General features: G+C 65.9%; 15 protein-coding genes. 8 read left to right on the top strand and 7 right to left on the bottom strand.

Going from position 1 to position 16,274, the window contains the following annotated elements; genetic code table 11:
• Positions 1-113: 113 nt before the first annotated feature.
• From gatB to gatC, 3 genes are all read right to left on the bottom strand, one after another.
• Positions 114-1,541 (bottom strand): Asp-tRNA(Asn)/Glu-tRNA(Gln) amidotransferase subunit GatB, encoded by a 1,428-nt coding sequence (gene gatB / locus PSEMAI1_RS0100875; protein WP_024301047.1) that lies wholly within the window; start codon positions 1,539-1,541, stop codon positions 114-116.
• Between the two features lie 66 nt (positions 1,542-1,607).
• The gene (gene gatA, locus PSEMAI1_RS0100870) at positions 1,608-3,104 is read right to left on the bottom strand and encodes an Asp-tRNA(Asn)/Glu-tRNA(Gln) amidotransferase subunit GatA (protein WP_024301046.1); all 1,497 of its coding nucleotides are present in this window, start codon (positions 3,102-3,104) and stop codon (positions 1,608-1,610) included.
• Positions 3,105-3,318: 214 nt separating this feature from the next.
• Entirely contained in the window at positions 3,319-3,606 is a 288-nt protein-coding gene (gene gatC, locus PSEMAI1_RS0100865; RefSeq protein ID WP_024301045.1) for an Asp-tRNA(Asn)/Glu-tRNA(Gln) amidotransferase subunit GatC, read from the bottom strand.
• 216 nt (positions 3,607-3,822) lie between these two features.
• On the opposite strand from gatC, the gene PSEMAI1_RS0100860 reads away from it, so the two are divergent.
• Genes PSEMAI1_RS0100860 through rodA form a run of 5 tightly spaced genes read left to right on the top strand, consistent with a single transcriptional unit; the run spans position 3,823 to position 9,376 of the window.
• Entirely contained in the window at positions 3,823-4,866 is a 1,044-nt protein-coding gene (locus tag PSEMAI1_RS0100860; protein ID WP_024301044.1) for a rod shape-determining protein, read from the top strand.
• Between the two features lie 43 nt (positions 4,867-4,909).
• Entirely contained in the window at positions 4,910-5,794 is an 885-nt protein-coding gene (mreC, locus tag PSEMAI1_RS0100855) for a rod shape-determining protein MreC (protein WP_024301043.1), read from the top strand.
• A gap of 2 nt (positions 5,795-5,796) precedes the next feature.
• A complete protein-coding gene (mreD, locus tag PSEMAI1_RS0100850) occupies positions 5,797-6,300 on the top strand; it encodes a rod shape-determining protein MreD (RefSeq protein WP_024301042.1) in 504 nt (167 codons plus the stop codon).
• A gap of 3 nt (positions 6,301-6,303) precedes the next feature.
• Positions 6,304-8,301 carry a penicillin-binding protein 2 gene (gene mrdA / locus PSEMAI1_RS0100845; RefSeq protein ID WP_024301041.1) on the top strand — a complete coding sequence of 666 codons (1,998 nt, stop codon included), beginning with the start codon at positions 6,304-6,306 and terminating at the stop codon, positions 8,299-8,301.
• Positions 8,282-9,376 carry a rod shape-determining protein RodA gene (gene rodA, locus PSEMAI1_RS0100840; protein WP_024301040.1) on the top strand — a complete coding sequence of 365 codons (1,095 nt, stop codon included), beginning with the start codon at positions 8,282-8,284 and terminating at the stop codon, positions 9,374-9,376. Before mrdA ends, rodA begins: the two co-directional genes overlap by 20 nt.
• A gap of 4 nt (positions 9,377-9,380) precedes the next feature.
• On the opposite strand, the gene PSEMAI1_RS0100835 is transcribed toward rodA, so the two are convergent.
• The 4 genes from PSEMAI1_RS0100835 to PSEMAI1_RS0100820 form a co-directional block, all read right to left on the bottom strand.
• The gene (locus PSEMAI1_RS0100835) at positions 9,381-9,695 is read right to left on the bottom strand and encodes an AzlD domain-containing protein (RefSeq protein ID WP_024301039.1); all 315 of its coding nucleotides are present in this window, start codon (positions 9,693-9,695) and stop codon (positions 9,381-9,383) included.
• Positions 9,692-10,393, bottom strand: coding sequence for an AzlC family ABC transporter permease (locus PSEMAI1_RS0100830; protein WP_024301038.1), 702 nt, complete (start codon positions 10,391-10,393; stop codon positions 9,692-9,694). The genes PSEMAI1_RS0100835 and PSEMAI1_RS0100830 overlap by 4 nt, the downstream gene beginning before the upstream one ends.
• Positions 10,394-10,437: 44 nt before the next feature.
• Positions 10,438-11,295 carry an AraC family transcriptional regulator gene (locus tag PSEMAI1_RS0100825; protein ID WP_024301037.1) on the bottom strand — a complete coding sequence of 286 codons (858 nt, stop codon included), beginning with the start codon at positions 11,293-11,295 and terminating at the stop codon, positions 10,438-10,440.
• An 89-nt stretch (positions 11,296-11,384) separates the two neighbouring features.
• A complete protein-coding gene (locus PSEMAI1_RS0100820; protein WP_024301036.1) occupies positions 11,385-12,032 on the bottom strand; it encodes a MarC family NAAT transporter in 648 nt (215 codons plus the stop codon).
• A gap of 145 nt (positions 12,033-12,177) precedes the next feature.
• Here PSEMAI1_RS0100820 and PSEMAI1_RS0100815 point away from each other — a divergent pair, with 145 nt between their 5' ends.
• From PSEMAI1_RS0100815 to PSEMAI1_RS0100805, 3 genes are all read left to right on the top strand, one after another.
• Positions 12,178-12,636 (top strand): copper chaperone PCu(A)C, encoded by a 459-nt coding sequence (locus PSEMAI1_RS0100815; protein WP_024301035.1) that lies wholly within the window; start codon positions 12,178-12,180, stop codon positions 12,634-12,636.
• Between the two features lie 274 nt (positions 12,637-12,910).
• The gene (locus tag PSEMAI1_RS0100810; protein WP_024301034.1) at positions 12,911-15,679 is read left to right on the top strand and encodes an EAL domain-containing protein; all 2,769 of its coding nucleotides are present in this window, start codon (positions 12,911-12,913) and stop codon (positions 15,677-15,679) included.
• 275 nt (positions 15,680-15,954) lie between these two features.
• Positions 15,955-16,263, top strand: a complete 309-nt coding sequence (locus tag PSEMAI1_RS0100805) for a SelT/SelW/SelH family protein (protein ID WP_024301033.1) — start codon at positions 15,955-15,957, stop codon at positions 16,261-16,263.
• The last annotated feature ends 11 nt before the right edge of the window (positions 16,264-16,274 follow it).

The raw sequence follows: 16,274 nt of genomic DNA, 5'->3' as shown, positions 1-16,274 counted from the left end.
CAATGAACAGCCTGCAGAATCAACTACTCAGACGGAGAGGCCCGGCTTGGCCGGGCTCTCTGGAAGGCGAGCGAATCAACTTTAGACCTACTTTAGCCCTACAGCCCGAGACGTCAGGCCAATTTCTGCTTGAGGATCTCCTGCACCTGGGCCGGATTGGCCTTGCCCTTGGACGCCTTCATCACCTGGCCGGCCAAGGCGTTGAGCGCCTTTTCCTTGCCGGCGCGGAACTCTTCCACCGCCTTGGGGTTGGCGGCGATGGCCTCGTCCACCATCTTCTCGATGGCACCGACGTCGGACACTTGCTTCAGGCCGTCGCGCTCGATGATGGCATCGGCGGTGAGTTCGCTGTCCCACATCGCCTCGAACACCTGCTTGGCGAGCTTGGAGGACAGGGTGCCGTCGGCGATGCGCACGATCAGCCCGGACAACCGTTCGGCGGCGATCGGGCAGTCGCCGATCTCCTTGCCGTCGCGGTTCAGGCGCGCGGCGATCTCGCCGTTGACCCAGTTGGCGGCGAGCTTGCCCTGGCCGGAGGCCTTGGCCACGGTCTCGAAGTAGGCCGCCAGCGCGCGCGAACCAGTCAACAGGCTGGCGTCGTAGCCGGATACGCCGTATTCGGCGACGAAGCGCGCCTTCATCTGACCCGGCAGTTCCGGCATCTCGGCGCGGATGGCCTCGATCTGCGCGCTGTCGATGCGCATCGGCAACAGGTCCGGATCGGGGAAGTAGCGGTAGTCGTGCGCGTCTTCCTTGCTGCGCATCATGCGCGTCTCGCCGGTCTCGGGGTCGAACAGCACGGTGGCCTGCACCACCCTGCCGCCGTCTTCCAGCGTGTCGATCTGCCACTGGATCTCGTACTCGATCGCCTGCTGCAGGAAGCGGAAGGAGTTGAGGTTCTTGATCTCGCGGCGGGTGCCGAACTCGGCCTGGCCCTCCGGGCGCACCGAGACGTTGGCATCGACGCGGAAGCTGCCTTCCTGCATGTTGCCGTCGCAGATGCCGAGCCAGGTCACCAGGGTGTGCAGCGCGCGGGCGTAGGCCACCGCCTCGTCGGCCGAGCGCATGTCGGGCTCGGACACCACTTCCAACAGTGGTGTGCCGGCACGGTTCAGGTCGATGCCGGTCATGCCGTGGAAGTCTTCGTGCAGGCTCTTGCCGGCGTCTTCCTCGAGGTGGGCACGGGTGACGCGGATCACCTTCTCCTGGTCGCCGACCTGGATCGCGAGCTTGCCGTGTTCGACGATCGGCAGCTCCATCTGGCTGATCTGGTAGCCCTTGGGGAGATCGGGGTAGAAGTAGTTCTTGCGCGCGAACACGTTCTTCTGGTTGATCGTGGCGTCGAGCGCCAGACCGAGGCGGATCGCCTTGTCGACCGCGGCGCGGTTGAGCACCGGCAGCACGCCGGGAAAGGCCAGCTCGACCGCCGAGGCCTGGGTGTTGGGCGCCGCGCCGAAGGCGGTGGAGGCGCCGGAGAAAATTTTCGATGCGGTGTTGAGCTGCACATGCACCTCGAGACCGATCACGACTTCCCATTTCATAGTCGGAAAATCCTTTATTGCAAAGCGGTAGCTGCCCCGATTCTTGAAGAGCTAGCTGCCAGCTAATTATTTAAAGACCCTTTTCTTAGGGGGCTTCTCTGACAGATCAGCAAGTTCATTCGGCATTTTTGTATGCCAGTCGGTCGCCTGCTGGAACTGGTGCGCCACGTTCAGCATCTTGGCTTCGCTGAAGTAGTTACCGATGATCTGCAGACCCACCGGACGGCCGTTGGCGGCGAAACCGGCCGGCACGCTCATGCCGGGCAGGCCAGCCAGGTTGACCGACAGCGTGTAGATGTCGGACAGGTACATCTGCACCGGGTCGCCGGACTTCTCGCCGAGATTGAACGCCGCGGTCGGCGCCACCGGCCCCAGGATCACGTCGCACTGCTCGAACGCCGCCTTGAAGTCGTTGGCGATCAGGCGGCGGATCTTCTGTGCCTTGAGGTAGTAGGCGTCGTAGTAGCCGTGGGACAGCACGTAGGTGCCGACCATGATGCGGCGCTTGACCTCGGCGCCGAAACCCTCGGCGCGGGTCTTCTCGTACATGTCGACCAGGTCCTTGTACTCGGCGGCGCGGTGGCCGTAGCGCACGCCGTCGTAGCGGCTGAGGTTGGTCGAGGCTTCGGCCGGGGCGATCACGTAGTAGGCCGGGATGGAGAGCTGGGTATTGGGCAGGCTGATCTCCACCACGGTGGCGCCCAGCTTCTTCAGTTCGGCGACGGCGCCATCGACCACGCCGGCGACGTCTTCGGACAACCCCTCGGCGAAGTACTCGCGCGGCAGGCCGATTCTCAGCCCGGAGAGCGGCTTGTCCAGGTCACGGGTGTAGTCTTCCTTGGCGCGCTCGAGGCTGGTCGAATCGCGCGGATCGAAGCCCGCCATCACGTTGAGCAGCAGCGCGCAGTCTTCGGCGGTCTGCGCCAGCGGGCCGCCCTGGTCGAGCGAGGAGGCGTAGGCCACCATGCCGTAGCGCGATACCACGCCGTAGGTCGGCTTGATGCCGGTTACGCCGCAGTGCGAGGCCGGCTGACGGATCGAGCCGCCGGTGTCGGTGCCGGTGGCCGCCGGGGCGAGGCGCGCCGCCACCGCCGCGGCGGAGCCGCCGGAGCTGCCGCCCGGAATCGCGTTCAGGTCCCACGGGTTCTTCACCGGGCCGTAGAAGCTGTTCTCGTTGGACGAGCCCATGGCGAATTCGTCCATATTGGTGCGGCCGAGCGTCACCAGGCCGGCGGCGCGGCACTGCTCGATGACGTGGGCATCGTAGGGCGAGACGAAGTTGTCGAGCATCTTCGAGCCGCAGCTGGTCTTCCAGCCTTGCTGGCAGAAGATGTCCTTGTGCGCGATCGGCACGCCGGCCAGCGGGCCGGCCTGGCCGGCGGCGCGCAGGGCGTCGGCGGCGCGCGCCTCGGCCAGGGTCTTGTCGCGGTCGACGGTGATGAAGGCGTTGAGCGCCGGGTTGAGCGCCGCGATGCGGTCGAGGTACAGGCCGGCGAGTTCTTCGCTGGACACGGCTTTTGCCGCCAGTTGCTGCGACAGCGCCTTGAGGGTGGCGTTAATCATGGTGTCGTAAAATCCGGATAAGCTCGGCAGGTTGACCGAAAAGCGCACGCGCGCCGGGAACCAACCTCGCCGGAATCAATCTCTGGTTATTCCAATTCGCCTTGGAAACGATAACTTTGTCGGCGGCGTTGTGCGAGCCCTTGCCGTACTAGCTGTACTGTCTGCGGCCCCGCTCAACTTGCCTTCGCGTTCTCGTTCCCAATGCTTTTTGGAACTATTCGATGACTTTGGGCACGAGGAACAGGCCGTTGTCGACCTGCGGGGCGATGGCCTGGAAGGCGGCACGGCGATCCGATTCGGTCACCACGTCGTCGCGCAGACGCAGGCTCACGTCCTGCGGGTGCGCCATCGGCTCGATGCCGTCGGTATCGACGGCCTGCATCTGTTCGATCAGGCCGAAAATATTGTTGAGTTGCGCGCCGACTTCGACGATTTCTTCGTCGGTTACGGCGATGCGGGCCAGCTTGGCGATTCGCGCGACATCCTGATGCGTCAGCGACATGGTGTCCTCGTTAAAATCTTTAATAATTCAAGGCTGATAGGGTATCATAGACTGTTTGATTCACCCAAGATTCGGCGCTTCGCCACAGGGCCATGCCGGGGGTATTTTGACGGTTGTTTCCGTCCTTCCGGCGGCCGGGGGAAGCCGGCCACAGCACGGCCATTAACGTCATTGCGGGCTCGTCCCGACAACACGAACACTGAACCAGGACCACCCATGTTTCGTTCCCTCACCGGATACTTTTCGAACGATCTCGCCATCGACCTTGGCACCGCCAACACCCTGATCTACATGCGCAGCAAGGGCATCGTGCTGGACGAACCGTCGGTGGTGGCGATTCACAGCGACGCCCCGACCAACAAGAAATCGATCCTGGCCGTCGGTCTCGAGGCCAAGCGCATGCTGGGCCGCACCCCGGGCTCGATCCAGGCCATCCGCCCGATGAAGGACGGCGTGATCGCCGACTTCACCGTGACCGAGCAGATGCTCAAGCAGTTCATCAAGAAAGTGACGCCGAGCCGCTTCTTCTCGGCCAGCCCGCGCATCGTGATTTGCGTGCCGTGCGGCTCGACCCAGGTCGAGCGCCGCGCCATCAAGGATTCGGCGCTGGCGGCCGGCGCGCGCCGCGTCGAGCTGATCGAGGAGCCGATGGCCGCGGCGATCGGCGCCGGCCTGCCGGTGGAAGAGCCGACCGGTTCGATGGTGGTGGACATCGGCGGCGGCACCACCGAAGTGGGCGTGATCTCCCTGGGCGGCGTGGTGTACTCCAACTCGGTGCGCGTCGGCGGCGACAAGTTCGACGAAGCCATCATCAACTACATCCGCCGCAACTACGGCATGCTGATCGGTGAGACCACCGCCGAAGAGATCAAGAAGACCATCGGCTCGGCCTTCCCCGGCGCCGAGGTGAAGGAGATGGAAGTCAAGGGCCGCAACCTGGCCGAAGGCATTCCGCGCGCCTTCACCGTATCGTCCAACGAAATCCTCGAGGCGCTGACCGAGCCCCTGAACCAGATCGTCTCGGCCGTGAAGATCGCGCTGGAGCAGACTCCGCCGGAACTGGGCGCCGACATCGCCGACAAGGGCATGGTGCTGACCGGCGGCGGCGCGCTCTTGAAGGACATCGACCGCCTGCTGGCCGAGGAAACCGGCCTGCCGGTGATCGTCGCCGAAGAGCCGCTGACCTGCGTGGTGCGCGGCTCGGGCAAGGCACTGGAAAAGATGGACAAGATCGGCACCATCTTCACCAACGTACCCTGAACCGGATCCGCGTCCGGCCTGAACCGGCCGGACGCCCTGCCAGATGGATTTTGCCAACAACCCCAGCTTCATCCGCCAGGGCCCGCACCCCGCGGTCCGCCTCGCGCTGTGCGCGCTGCTGTCGATCGCGCTGTTGATCGGCGATAGCCGTTTCGGTCTGCTGGAACACATCCGCGAGGCGCTGTCGGTGGCGCTCTACCCGGTGCAGCGCGCGGTCAACGTGCCGTTTGCCGGCGCGCGCCACGCCATCGACTTCTTCACCGCGCAGGCTGAGCTCAAGAGCGAGAACGACGCGCTGAAAAGCCAGCGCCTGCGGATGTCGGCCCAGCTTGCGCGGCTGGCCACCGTCGAGCGCGAGTACCGCGAGTTGCGCCAGCTCAACGAGCTCAAGTCGTCGCGCGCCGAGGGCGGCCAACTGGCCGAAGTGCTCTATACCGGGCGCGACCCGTTCTCCTACAAGCTGATCATCGACAAGGGCGAGGACGCACAGATCCGCCCGGGCCAGCCGGTGATCGACAGCCAGGGGCTGATCGGCCAGGTGACGCGGGTGCAGCCGCTGACTGCCGAGGTGACGCTGATCATCGACAAAAACCACATGGTGCCGGTGATGATCGAGCGCACCGGCGCGCGCGCCATCCTGTACGGCTACGGCGGCGGAGTGGAAGTGCGCTACCTGCCGAGCCACGCCGACGTACAGGAGAAGGATCTGCTGGTGACCTCCGGCATCGACGACCTGTACCCGGCCGGCCTGCCGGTGGCCCGCATCGGCAAGATCGAGCGCAACACCGGCGCGACCTTCGCCCGGCTCACCACCAGCGTCATCGCCGGGGTGCAGCAGAGCCGTTTCGTGCTGGTGCTGAACCCGAAGCAGCACGTGCCGCCGCGCCCCCCCGCCCCTGACGCCCAGCCGCCCCGCAGTACGGAGTAACCATGCCGTTTGAGCGTCCCAAAGAATTGTTGAAGCCGGTCAAGCGCCGCTTCATCTACCTGACCTTCGTCATCGCCGTGCTGGCCGAGCTGATTCCGCTGCCGGCCGGCTCCACCCGCTGGCTGCCCGACCTGATCGGACTGTTGCTGCTGTACTGGGTGATCAATCAGCCGCGCCGCATCAATATCGGCAGTGCCTTCCTGCTCGGCCTGGTGGCCGATGTGGCCACCGCCGGGCTGTTCGGTCAACATGCGCTGGCCTACTCGATCACCAGCTACCTGGCGCTGCGCCAGCAGCGCCAGTTGGTGATGTTCAACCTCGGCCAGCAGGCGCTGGCAGTGCTCGGTCTGATGCTGGCCAACCAGGCCATCATGGTGGCGGTGCGCATGGTCAGCGGCGCTGCCTTCGTCGGTTGGGGCTATTTCCTGCCGCCGCTGATCGCCGCGCTGTTGTGGCCCTTGCTGACCAAGCTGCTGTTGCTGCCGTACCGGCAGCATTCGGTCTGAAGTATGTCCCGACCCACCCGTTTCAAGAACGCCCAGGCGGAAGAGAGCCAGTTCCAGCTCCGGCTGATCGTCGCCTACGCCATCATGGTGCTGCTGTTCCTGCTCTTGGTCAGCCGTTTCGTCTGGCTGCAGGTGATGCAGCATGAGCATTTTTCCACGCTGGCCCAGAACAACCGCATCTCGCTGGTGCCCATCCTGCCCAGCCGCGGGCTGATCGTCGACCGCAACGGCGTGATCCTGGCGCAGAACTATTCGGCCTACACGCTGGAACTGACGCTCAGCAAGATCGACGATCTCGACGCCACCATCGCCGAGCTCGGCACACTGGTCAACATCACGCCACGCGACCTCAAGCTGTTCAAGAAACTGCGGGCGGAGACGCGCAGCTTCGAGGCGATCCCGCTCAAGACCAAACTCTCCGAGGAAGAGGCGGCGCGCATGGCGGCGCACGCCTGGCGCTTCCCCGGCGTCGAGGTCAAGGCGCGGCTGTTCCGCGACTACCCGTTCAAGGAATTGACCAGCCACGTGCTGGGCTACATCGGCCGCATCAACACCCGCGACGTGGAGCGGCTGGAAGAAGAGAACAAGACCACCAACTACCGCGGCACCACCTATATCGGCAAGACCGGGCTGGAATACACCTACGAGGACGAGCTGCACGGCACGGTCGGCTTCGAGGAGATGGAAACCGACGCCGGTGGACGCGCCATCCGCACGCTGCGCCGCACTCCCCCCGTCAACGGCCGGAGCCTGCACCTGGCGCTCGACATCCGCCTGCAGGAGATCGCCGACAAGCTGTTCGGCAAGCGCCGCGGCGCACTGGTGGCGATCGACCCGCGCGACGGCGGCGTGCTGGCCTTCCTGTCCAAGCCCGGCTTCGACCCCTCGCTGTTCATCGACGGCATCGACAGCCAGACCTGGAAGGAACTGAACGAGGATTGGGAGAAGCCGCTGGTCAACCGCGCCTTGCGCGGCCTCTACCCGCCCGGCTCGACCTTCAAACCGTTCATGGCGATGGCGGCGCTGGAAGCCGGTTCGATCGGCCCCAACGACGTCCGCCCGGCGCCCGGCTACTTCACCCTGCCCGGCTCCAGCCACCAGTTCCGCGACTCCAACCCGCGCGGCAACGGCATGGCCAATCTGGCCAAGGCGATTCAGGTCTCCAGCGATACCTTCTTCTACAAGCTGGCCTGGGACATGGGCATCGACCGCATCCATCCGCTGATCGGCCAGTTCGGGCTGGGCAGCAAGACCGGCATCGACCTCGATGGCGAGGCCGCCGGCGTGCTGCCGTCCAAGGAATGGAAAGCCAGGCGCTTCGCCAAGTACCGGCCGGAAGTGCGCCGCTGGTACCCCGCCGACGTGGTCAGCATCGGCATCGGCCAGGGCTTCAACGCCTACACCCCGCTGCAGCTGGCCAACGGCGTCGCGACGCTGGCCAACGACGGCACCATGTTCAAGCCGCACCTGGTACAGAAGGTGGTGGACCCGCAGCGTGGCAAGGAAGCCTTGATCGGCGCCAGTCCCACCCGCCGCCTGCCGTTCAAAGCGGCCCATTTCGACTACGTCAAGCACGGCATGCAGATGGTGCTGCAGCCGGGTGGCACCGCGGCGCGCATCGGCGTCAACCTGCCCTACACCATGGCCGGCAAGACCGGCACCGCCCAGGTGGTGCAGATCAAGCAGGGCGCCAAGTACAACGCCGCCGCCATCGCCGAGCGCTACCGCGACCACTCCTGGTTCGTCGCCTTCGCGCCGGTCGAGGCGCCGAAGATCGCGCTGGCGGTGATCGTCGAGAACGCCGGTTTCGGTGCGGCCGCCGCCGCGCCGATCGCCCGCGCCGTGACCGATTTTTACCTCACCGGCAAGGTGCCGGCCGATCTCTCCGGCCAGTTGCAGACGGTGAAAACGGAAACCCGCAGCGCGGAAGAGATCGCCCGGGCGCAGGCCGAACGCGCTGCCGAAGAGCAGGAGAGCCACGATGCAACCCCCGCTCCTTAAACGCCTCTGGCAGTTCGTGCGCGAGCCGCTGGACGGCTGGATGATGCTGTTTCTCGGCCTGCTGTTCGTACTCAGCATGCTGGTGCTGTACTCGGCCTCGAACCAGAGCTTCGAGAAGATCGACAACAAGCTGGTCTACACCCTGTTGGGCCTCGTCGTGATGTGGGGCGCGGCGCGCATGCGCCCGCAGTCGATCATGAACTTCGCGCCGCCGATCTATGCCGTGGGGGTGCTGCTGCTGTTGGCGGTGCACTTCAAGGGGGTGACCGTCAACGGCTCGACGCGCTGGCTGGAACTGGGCATCACCCGCATCCAGCCGTCGGAAATCATGAAGATCGCGTTGCCGATGATGGTGGCGTGGTTCTTCCAGCGCTTCGAGCTGAGCCTGCGCTGGTGGCACTATCTGGTCGCCGTGGTGCTGATCGTCATTCCCGGCTGGCTGGTGCTCAAGCAGCCCGACCTCGGCACCGCCACGCTGATCATGGGCGCGGGTTTCTTCGTGCTGTACTTCGCCGGGTTGTCGTGGAAAGTGCTGATCGGCGGCGCGGTGGCGTTCGCCGCCAGCCTGCCGGTGGTGTGGAACCTGATGCACGACTACCAGCGCAAGCGCGTGCTGACGCTGATCGACCCGATGGAAGACCCGCTCGGCGCCGGCTACCACATCATCCAGTCGATGATCGCGATCGGCTCGGGCGGGCCGTTCGGCAAAGGCTGGCTCAACGGCACCCAGACCCACCTCGACTACATCCCGGAGCGCACCACCGACTTCATCTTCGCGGTGTACTCGGAGGAGTTCGGCCTGGTCGGCAACCTCATCCTGGTAGCGCTCTACCTGCTGATCGTCAGCCGCGGGCTGATGATCAGCGCGCGCGCGCAGACTCTGTACGGGCGGCTGATGGGCGGGGCAATCACCATGTCGTTCTTCGTCTACGCCTTCGTCAACATGGGCATGGTGGCCGGCATTCTGCCGGTGGTCGGCGTGCCACTGCCCCTGGTGTCGTACGGCGGCACCGCCACCCTGACGCTGATGCTCGGCCTCGGCATGCTGATGAGCATCGGCAACATGCGGCGCTGAGGCGTCAACCGAGCCAGCGCAACGCGCCGTACACGGCAAAGCTGACCACGATGGCGAGCAGCGTGTGCCGGGTCAGCAGCGCCACCAGTCCGGCCACCAGCGTGCCGATCAGGTAGGGGTTGGCCGGCGAGACGTCGAGCGTGCCCTGCGGCGCCAGCGCCATCGGCACCACCAGGGCGGTCAGCACCGCCGCGGGGACGTAGTGCAAGGCCCGGTTGAGCCAGACCGGGAAACTCAGGCGGTGGCCGAACACCAGGAAACTGGCGCGGATCAGCACGGTCAACAGCGCCATGCCGGCGATGGTTAGCCAGATCGTCATGCCGTCACCCTCCTGTCGGCAAGGCTTTCGCATGCCATGCCGACCATCACCCCGGCCAGTGCCGCCAGCATCAGGTCGAGCTTGTAGGGCAGGCCGCGCGCCAACAGCGCCACCGCCCCGGCCGCCACGGCCGCCGCCAGTGCCGGGCGCTTCTTCAACTGCGGCGCGACGATGGCGGTGAAGGTCGCCACCATGGCGAAATCGAGTCCCCAATCGGCCAGACCCGGCACCGCCTTGCCGAGCGACACGCCCAACGCGCTCCACAGCAGCCAGTTGAGGTACATCGCCAGCGAGGAGCCGAGCTGGTACCACTGGCCGCCGGACGCCCCCTGGCGGCGGAAGCGGTGCTCGACCACGGCGAAGGTCTCGTCGGTCAGCCAGAACGCCAGCGGCCAGCGCCAGCGCGCGCTCCAGTCGCGCGCGTAGGGCAAGAGCGTGGCGCTGTACAGCGCATGGCGCAGGTTGACGACGAAGGTGGTGAGCCAGATCACTGGCAGCGCCGCGCCGGCGCCGATCAGGCTGACTGCGACGAACTGCGAGGAGCCGGCGAAGACGAAGGCCGACATCGCCAGCGCGGCACCGGCCGACAGGCCGGCGCCGACCGCCAGCGTGCCGAAGATCACGCCGAAGGGTGCGGCGCCGATCAGCATCGGCAGGCTGTCGCGGGCGCCCGCCAGAACGAGAGCGGAAGGTTTCATCGAAGCGGGTTACTCAAGAAAAGTGGTGGGTACGCCAGTCTGGCTCAGCAGCCATCACCCGTCTTGAACGATCTTGCGCCGACGGCGCGCTGGTAGGCGGCCGGCGTCACCCCGAGCGCGAGGCGGAAGGCGCGCGTCAGATGGGCCTGGTCGGCGAAGCCCAGCTCGGTGGCGACCTCCGCCGGCCGGCCGCCACGCGCCAGCAGCGTGCGCGCCCGCGCCACCCGGAGCTGGTTGCGCCAGGCCACCGGCGGCAGGCCGAAGGCAACGGCGAAGCTGCGGCTCAGGTGGTAGGGCGACAGGCCGCTGGCGCCGGCCAGTTCGTCCAGCGACAGGTTGTCGGCCAAACGATCGGCCAGCAACTGGCGCGCGGTGTCGAGTGCCGGACGGTGCAGCAACAGCGGCGCCGGGCGCACCGCCATATGGCGCGCCACCAGGGTAGCAAAGGCCTGATAGAGCCCGCTCTGCCGCGCCAGCCGGTCCGTGCTGTCGGCAAGGCCGGCATGCAGTGCGGCCAGTTGACCGGCCAACTCCGGATCGTCGATTACCGAGCGGCGAGCATCGAACCAGGCGCGTGCGTCGGGCTGACCGGAGACTTCCGCGGCGACCCGGTCAAGCATCGCCGGCGCGGCGTAGAACACCCGGTAGCGCCAGCCTTCCGCCTCCACCGCCTCGCCGGTGTGCACCTCGCCCGGGTTGAGCAGCGCCAGCGTACCGGGCGTGGCATAGTGCCAGGTGCCGCGGTAGCGGTAGCGCTCCACCCCTGCGGACACCATGCCGATCACGTAGTCCTCGTGCAGGTGCGGGGCAAAAGCGTAGGTGACGTAATGCGCGTCCAGACACTCCAAGGGCGCGATGTCGTCGGCGCGGAAAAGGCGGGAATATTCGGCAGGAGGAGACATGGCGCGATGGCGACCCTGGAGGGAAGCGAGACCCTCTATTCTGCCCGGTTTTTGGCCGGGGCGGCAGCGGGCGGGCAGCGGCCGCCAGATCACGACCCGGCGAGGAAGGTGCGCACCCCAGAGCCGATGAACTGCACGCCGACGCAGATCAGCAAAAAGCCCATCAAGCGCGTCATCACCTCGCGTCCGGAACGGCCCAGCTTCTCCGAGATCAGGGTCGACGAGCGCAACACCAGCCAGGTGCCGATGCAGGTCAGGGCGATGGCGAGCATTGTCATCCCCAGCGCCAGCGCCTTGGTGCCGTAGCCGCGCAGTTCGGCGATCTCGGTAGCGATGCCGATCACCACGGCGATCGTCCCCGGACCGCTGATGCCCGGCATCGCCAGCGGGAAGAAGGCGTAATCCTCCTTGCCGTCCTGCAGTTTGGGCGCCATGCCTGGGTCCTGCGACAGGAACAGCATGCGGTAGCCCAGCACCGCCACCACGAAGCCGCCGGCGATGCGCAGCGCGCCGTAGGAAATGCCGAACAGCGACATGATCAGGTTGCCGCCCAGCAGCGACACCAGCATGATGCCGGCGGCGAACAGGCAGGCGCGACGCGCCTGGTGGGCCCGCCGCTCCTCGCTCATGTCGCGGGTCAGCGTGATGAACAGCGGAATCTTCGACAGCGGGTTGGTGATGGTGATCAGACTGATCAGGCCACCGAACAGGAACTGCAGGTACAAGGCTTTCAGCATGGAATGCGGCCGGCAATATCGGGCCGATATTCTACCGCCTCGGCGGCGGCTTGCCAGCGGATACGGTGCTGCGGCAATCTGTCGCAGCACCGCCGGGCCACACTATGCTACGGTTCCGCCATTTACCCTCGACAATACGAAAGACATGAAACTCGCCCGCCCCCTGTCCGCCCTGTTCCTCATCCTGCTTGCCCTGCCTGCGCTGGCCCACCATTACGTGCTGGGCTCGCTGCGCATCGGCCACCCGTGGAGCCGCGCCATGCCGGCCATGATGAGCAGCGGCGCGGTCTACCTGAAACTCGACAACCAAGGCAAGACCGCCGACCGCCTGCTCGCGGTCAGCACCCCGCGCGCCGCCAGCGCCGAGCTGCACCAGCACCTCAACGACAAGGGTGTGATGCGCATGCGCGCGGTGACCGAAGGCATCGAGCTGCCGCCCGGCCAAACCATCACGCTGGCGCCCGGCGGACTCCACATCATGCTGATGGGACTGACCGCCCCGCTCAAGGCCGGCGAGCGCTTCCCGCTCACGCTGCGCTTCTCCCGCGCCGGCACGGTCGAAGTCGAAGTCAAGATCGAGGAAGGCATGATGCCCTCCCCCTGAACGCACAGGGCGGTTACCGACGAAAAACGCCGCCCCTTCCCGCCCTCACACGGCATATGTCCCCCCCTCCCTGGCCGCCGACTCGCCGCTATCGGCGGCACATACTCTCTACCCCCCTCTCCCTGCTCATCCCACACAGGCCAAAATGCTAAAGTCTGTCTTTTACTCATGACATTGACGTGCAAGTAGCAGGCCTACGGGCAAAAACCGCCTTTCCAGTTAAATAAAAGCGACTTATTATTCACATGTGCTTACACATAAAAAGTGGATATCCATGCTGCAACGCCTGCTGATGCGCCTGGCACACGGTCTGGGCCATCCCACCCTGCTGATGACGCTGCTCATGGTCCTGGGCCTGTTCGGCACCTGGCGCCTGCTGGAAAGCACCATCGCACAAAGCGATCAGAGCCATGTCCAGCTGACCGGCGAACTGCTGCAGCGCAACCTGCTCAAACAACGCAATACGCTGGGCCACAACCTGACCGAATACAACGCCTGGGACGACATGTACCGTGCGGTCAGCGCCTCCACTCTCGATACCGTATGGCTGCGCACCAACCTCACCGGTTCGATCTACCGCACCCTCGACATCCAGCTCGGCGTGATCACCGACGCCCAAGGCCAGCCACTGTACGCCGTGCGCAACGGTGCCATCGAGGAAACGCCGAGCCAGCCGCTGCCGTTCAGTGCGGCCCAATGGCAACGCCTGGTGCAGCTGACCAACCGCTTCGAACCCCGCGGCAGCGAAGGCTACCCCACCACCTTCGTCCGGGACACCGCCACCAACCCGCTTACCCACCAGAAAGAGCCGCGCCTCTTGATGCTGGTCATGCAGCGCATCGTGCCGGAGAACGAGGAGCCGCGTAGCACGCTACCGACGCGCTATCTGCTGTTCGCCAAGGACATCGACCCGGCGCTGCTGGAGGACATCTCCGGCGACCTGCGCCTCGAACAATTGCAGCTGGATTTTGCCATCCCCCCAACCCGCACGCCGGCGATTCCCCTGGCAGGACTCGAGCAACGACCGCAGGCTTACCTCACCTGGCAACAACGACTGCCCGGCGATCATCTGCAGGCCGCCCTGTTGCCGCGGGCCCTGCTCCTGCTGTCGGTGCTGGCGGTCATCGCGCTACTGCTGTTGCGGGTATCGCGGCAACTGACCTTGCGCCACCAGCGCACCACCGCACGGCTGATCAGCCAGGGGCAGGTGCTGCGCGAACTGGTGGCCGAGCGGGAAGACAAGGACGAAGCGCTCGACGCCTATCTGAAGCGGCTGTGCCAGAAACTGGCCGCCACCCTGGACGCTTCCCGCGTCAGCGTCTGGCGCTACCAAGCGGATCACCAGGCGCTGGAATGCCTGATCGGCGTCGACCGCGACGCCGGCCACCACTTCTCCGGCACCCTGCTGCACTTCGCCGACCATCCCGACTACTTCACCGCCTTGCACCAGGAGCGCTACCTCAGCGCCAGCGACGCCACCACCGACCCTCGCCTGGCCCGCATGGAAGACTACCTGCTGGAACACACCATCCGCTCGATGCTGGACGCCGCCGTCACGCTGGCCGGCAGCCACTACGGCGTGATCTGCGTGGAAGACCGCAAGCACCGCGGGAGCTGGCAGCCGGACGAGATCAACTTTGTCTGTTCCAGCGCCGACGTGGTGGCGCTGATGATGGAATCGGGCGCCCGGCTGCAGGCCGAGGGCGAACTGCACCGCCATGCCTACTACGACCGCTTCACCGGGCTGCCCAACCGGGCCCGGCTGCTGATGCAGCTCGACGAGCTGGCGATGAACCGCAGCGAGGCGCCGACCTTCGGCTGCCTGATCCTGGCGCTGGACGGCATGCCCAACCTCAACGAGCTGTACGGCCACGATACCGGCGACCAGGTCATCCTGCTGCTGTGCGAGCGCCTGGTGCGCCTGGCCGAACCGGGCGAACTGGTGGCGCGCGTGGCGGAAAACCGCTTCTGTCTGATCCTGTTCGGCAAGGACGAGAGCGGCATCAACCGCCGCGTCAACGCCATCAGCGAGACGCTCAACCTGCCGGTCGACATCGGCGGTCAGTTGATCGGGGTGCGCGTCAGCGCCGGCCTGGCGCTGTCACCGCTGGACAGCAAGGAGCCGTTGCGCCTGCTGGAACATGCCGAGCTGGCGATGCAGATCTCGCGCGGCTCGATCCAGGGCGGCTGGGTCCGCTTCCACGAGGACATGAGCTCCGACTGGCACCGGCGCCACCTGCTGATCAACGAGTTGCGCCAGGCCATCGGCACGCGTCACCTGTTCCTGTGCTATCAGCCCTACCACGACCTGAAAACGCGGCGTACGCGCGGCGCCGAGGCGCTCCTGCGCTGGCACCACCCGCAGCACGGCTTCATCTCCCCCGGCGAATTCATTCCCCTGGCCGAAGACAGCGGCGTGATCGTGCCGCTGGGGGAGTGGGTGCTGCGCGAAGCCTGTCGGCAGACCGCCAAGTGGCGGCAGGAGGCACACCCGGCGTTCACCATTTCGGTCAACGTTTCGCTGCTGCAGCTGGAAGACCCCCACTTCGCCGACCTGGTGGCGAGCATCCTGGCCACCGCCCACCTGCCGCCCTCGGCGCTGGAGCTGGAGGTCACCGAGACCCTGGCATTGCGCCAGTCGGGCAGCATCGAAGAGAACATCCGGCGGCTCAAGGCGCTGGGCGTCAGCCTGGCGATCGACGACTTCGGCACCGGCTACGCCTCGTTCAGCTACCTGCGCCGCTTCCCGGCCGAAAAAATCAAGATCGACAAGCAGTTCCTCGATCAGGTGCCGGACAACCACCAGGACGCCGCCATCGTGCGCATGATCGTGGCGATGGGCCATTCGCTCGGCGCCGTGGTCACCGGCGAGGGCATCGAGAGTGAACGGCAGCTGGCCTTCCTCAGCGAGATCGGCTGCGACTACGCGCAGGGCTATCATCTGAGCAAACCGCTGGAGCAGCACGCCATGAGCCGCTACCTGGCGCACAGCGTCGTGCCGGCGGCGCTGCCGAGCAGCCAGCAAACGCCGTCCCCGTTGTAGTTATGTGACACATTGCGGTGCAGCAAAAAAAGTCCAAGGGCCTTTTCGCTTTACCGATGCCCCATTCATGGGCACACTCGCCGTGGGAATCAGATCCGCCGGTCCCGAAATACACCGCAGCGTCAAGTTTGCACCCGACAGAAGTCTAAGATGGAGGAGCGGGCCGGAAGGCCCGTCATACAATAAAGCGACTCACGGGACCGGCGGCTTTCCCTCCTAAGCAGACAGCTTTCCGCTATGCTGTACGGCGTATTCAATCACTTCGATACGCCCTCATGACGATCACCCCAGACCAACGCCCCCGTCTCGCCATCCAGTACTGTACCGGCTGCCGCTGGCTGCTGCGCGCCGCCTGGATGGCCCAGGAACTGCTGACCACCTTCGAGAAGGAACTGGCCGAAGTGGCGCTCCAGCCGGGCTCCGGCGGCGTGTTCCGCATCACGCTTGACGGTGAGCCGCTGTGGGACCGCAAGGACGACGGTGGCTTCCCCGACATCAAGGAACTGAAGCAGCGGGTGCGCGACCGCGTCGCGCCGGACAAATCGCTCGGCCACAGCGACGCCGCGCCGACCCCGCCGCTCTGACACCAGGTTGG

Source organism: Pseudogulbenkiania sp. MAI-1 (genome assembly GCF_000527175.1).
In the GTDB taxonomy this organism is placed as follows: domain Bacteria; phylum Pseudomonadota; class Gammaproteobacteria; order Burkholderiales; family Chromobacteriaceae; genus Pseudogulbenkiania.
The sequence above is the reverse complement of the archived record's forward strand: the minus strand, read 5'-3'. Positions and strand labels throughout refer to the sequence as shown.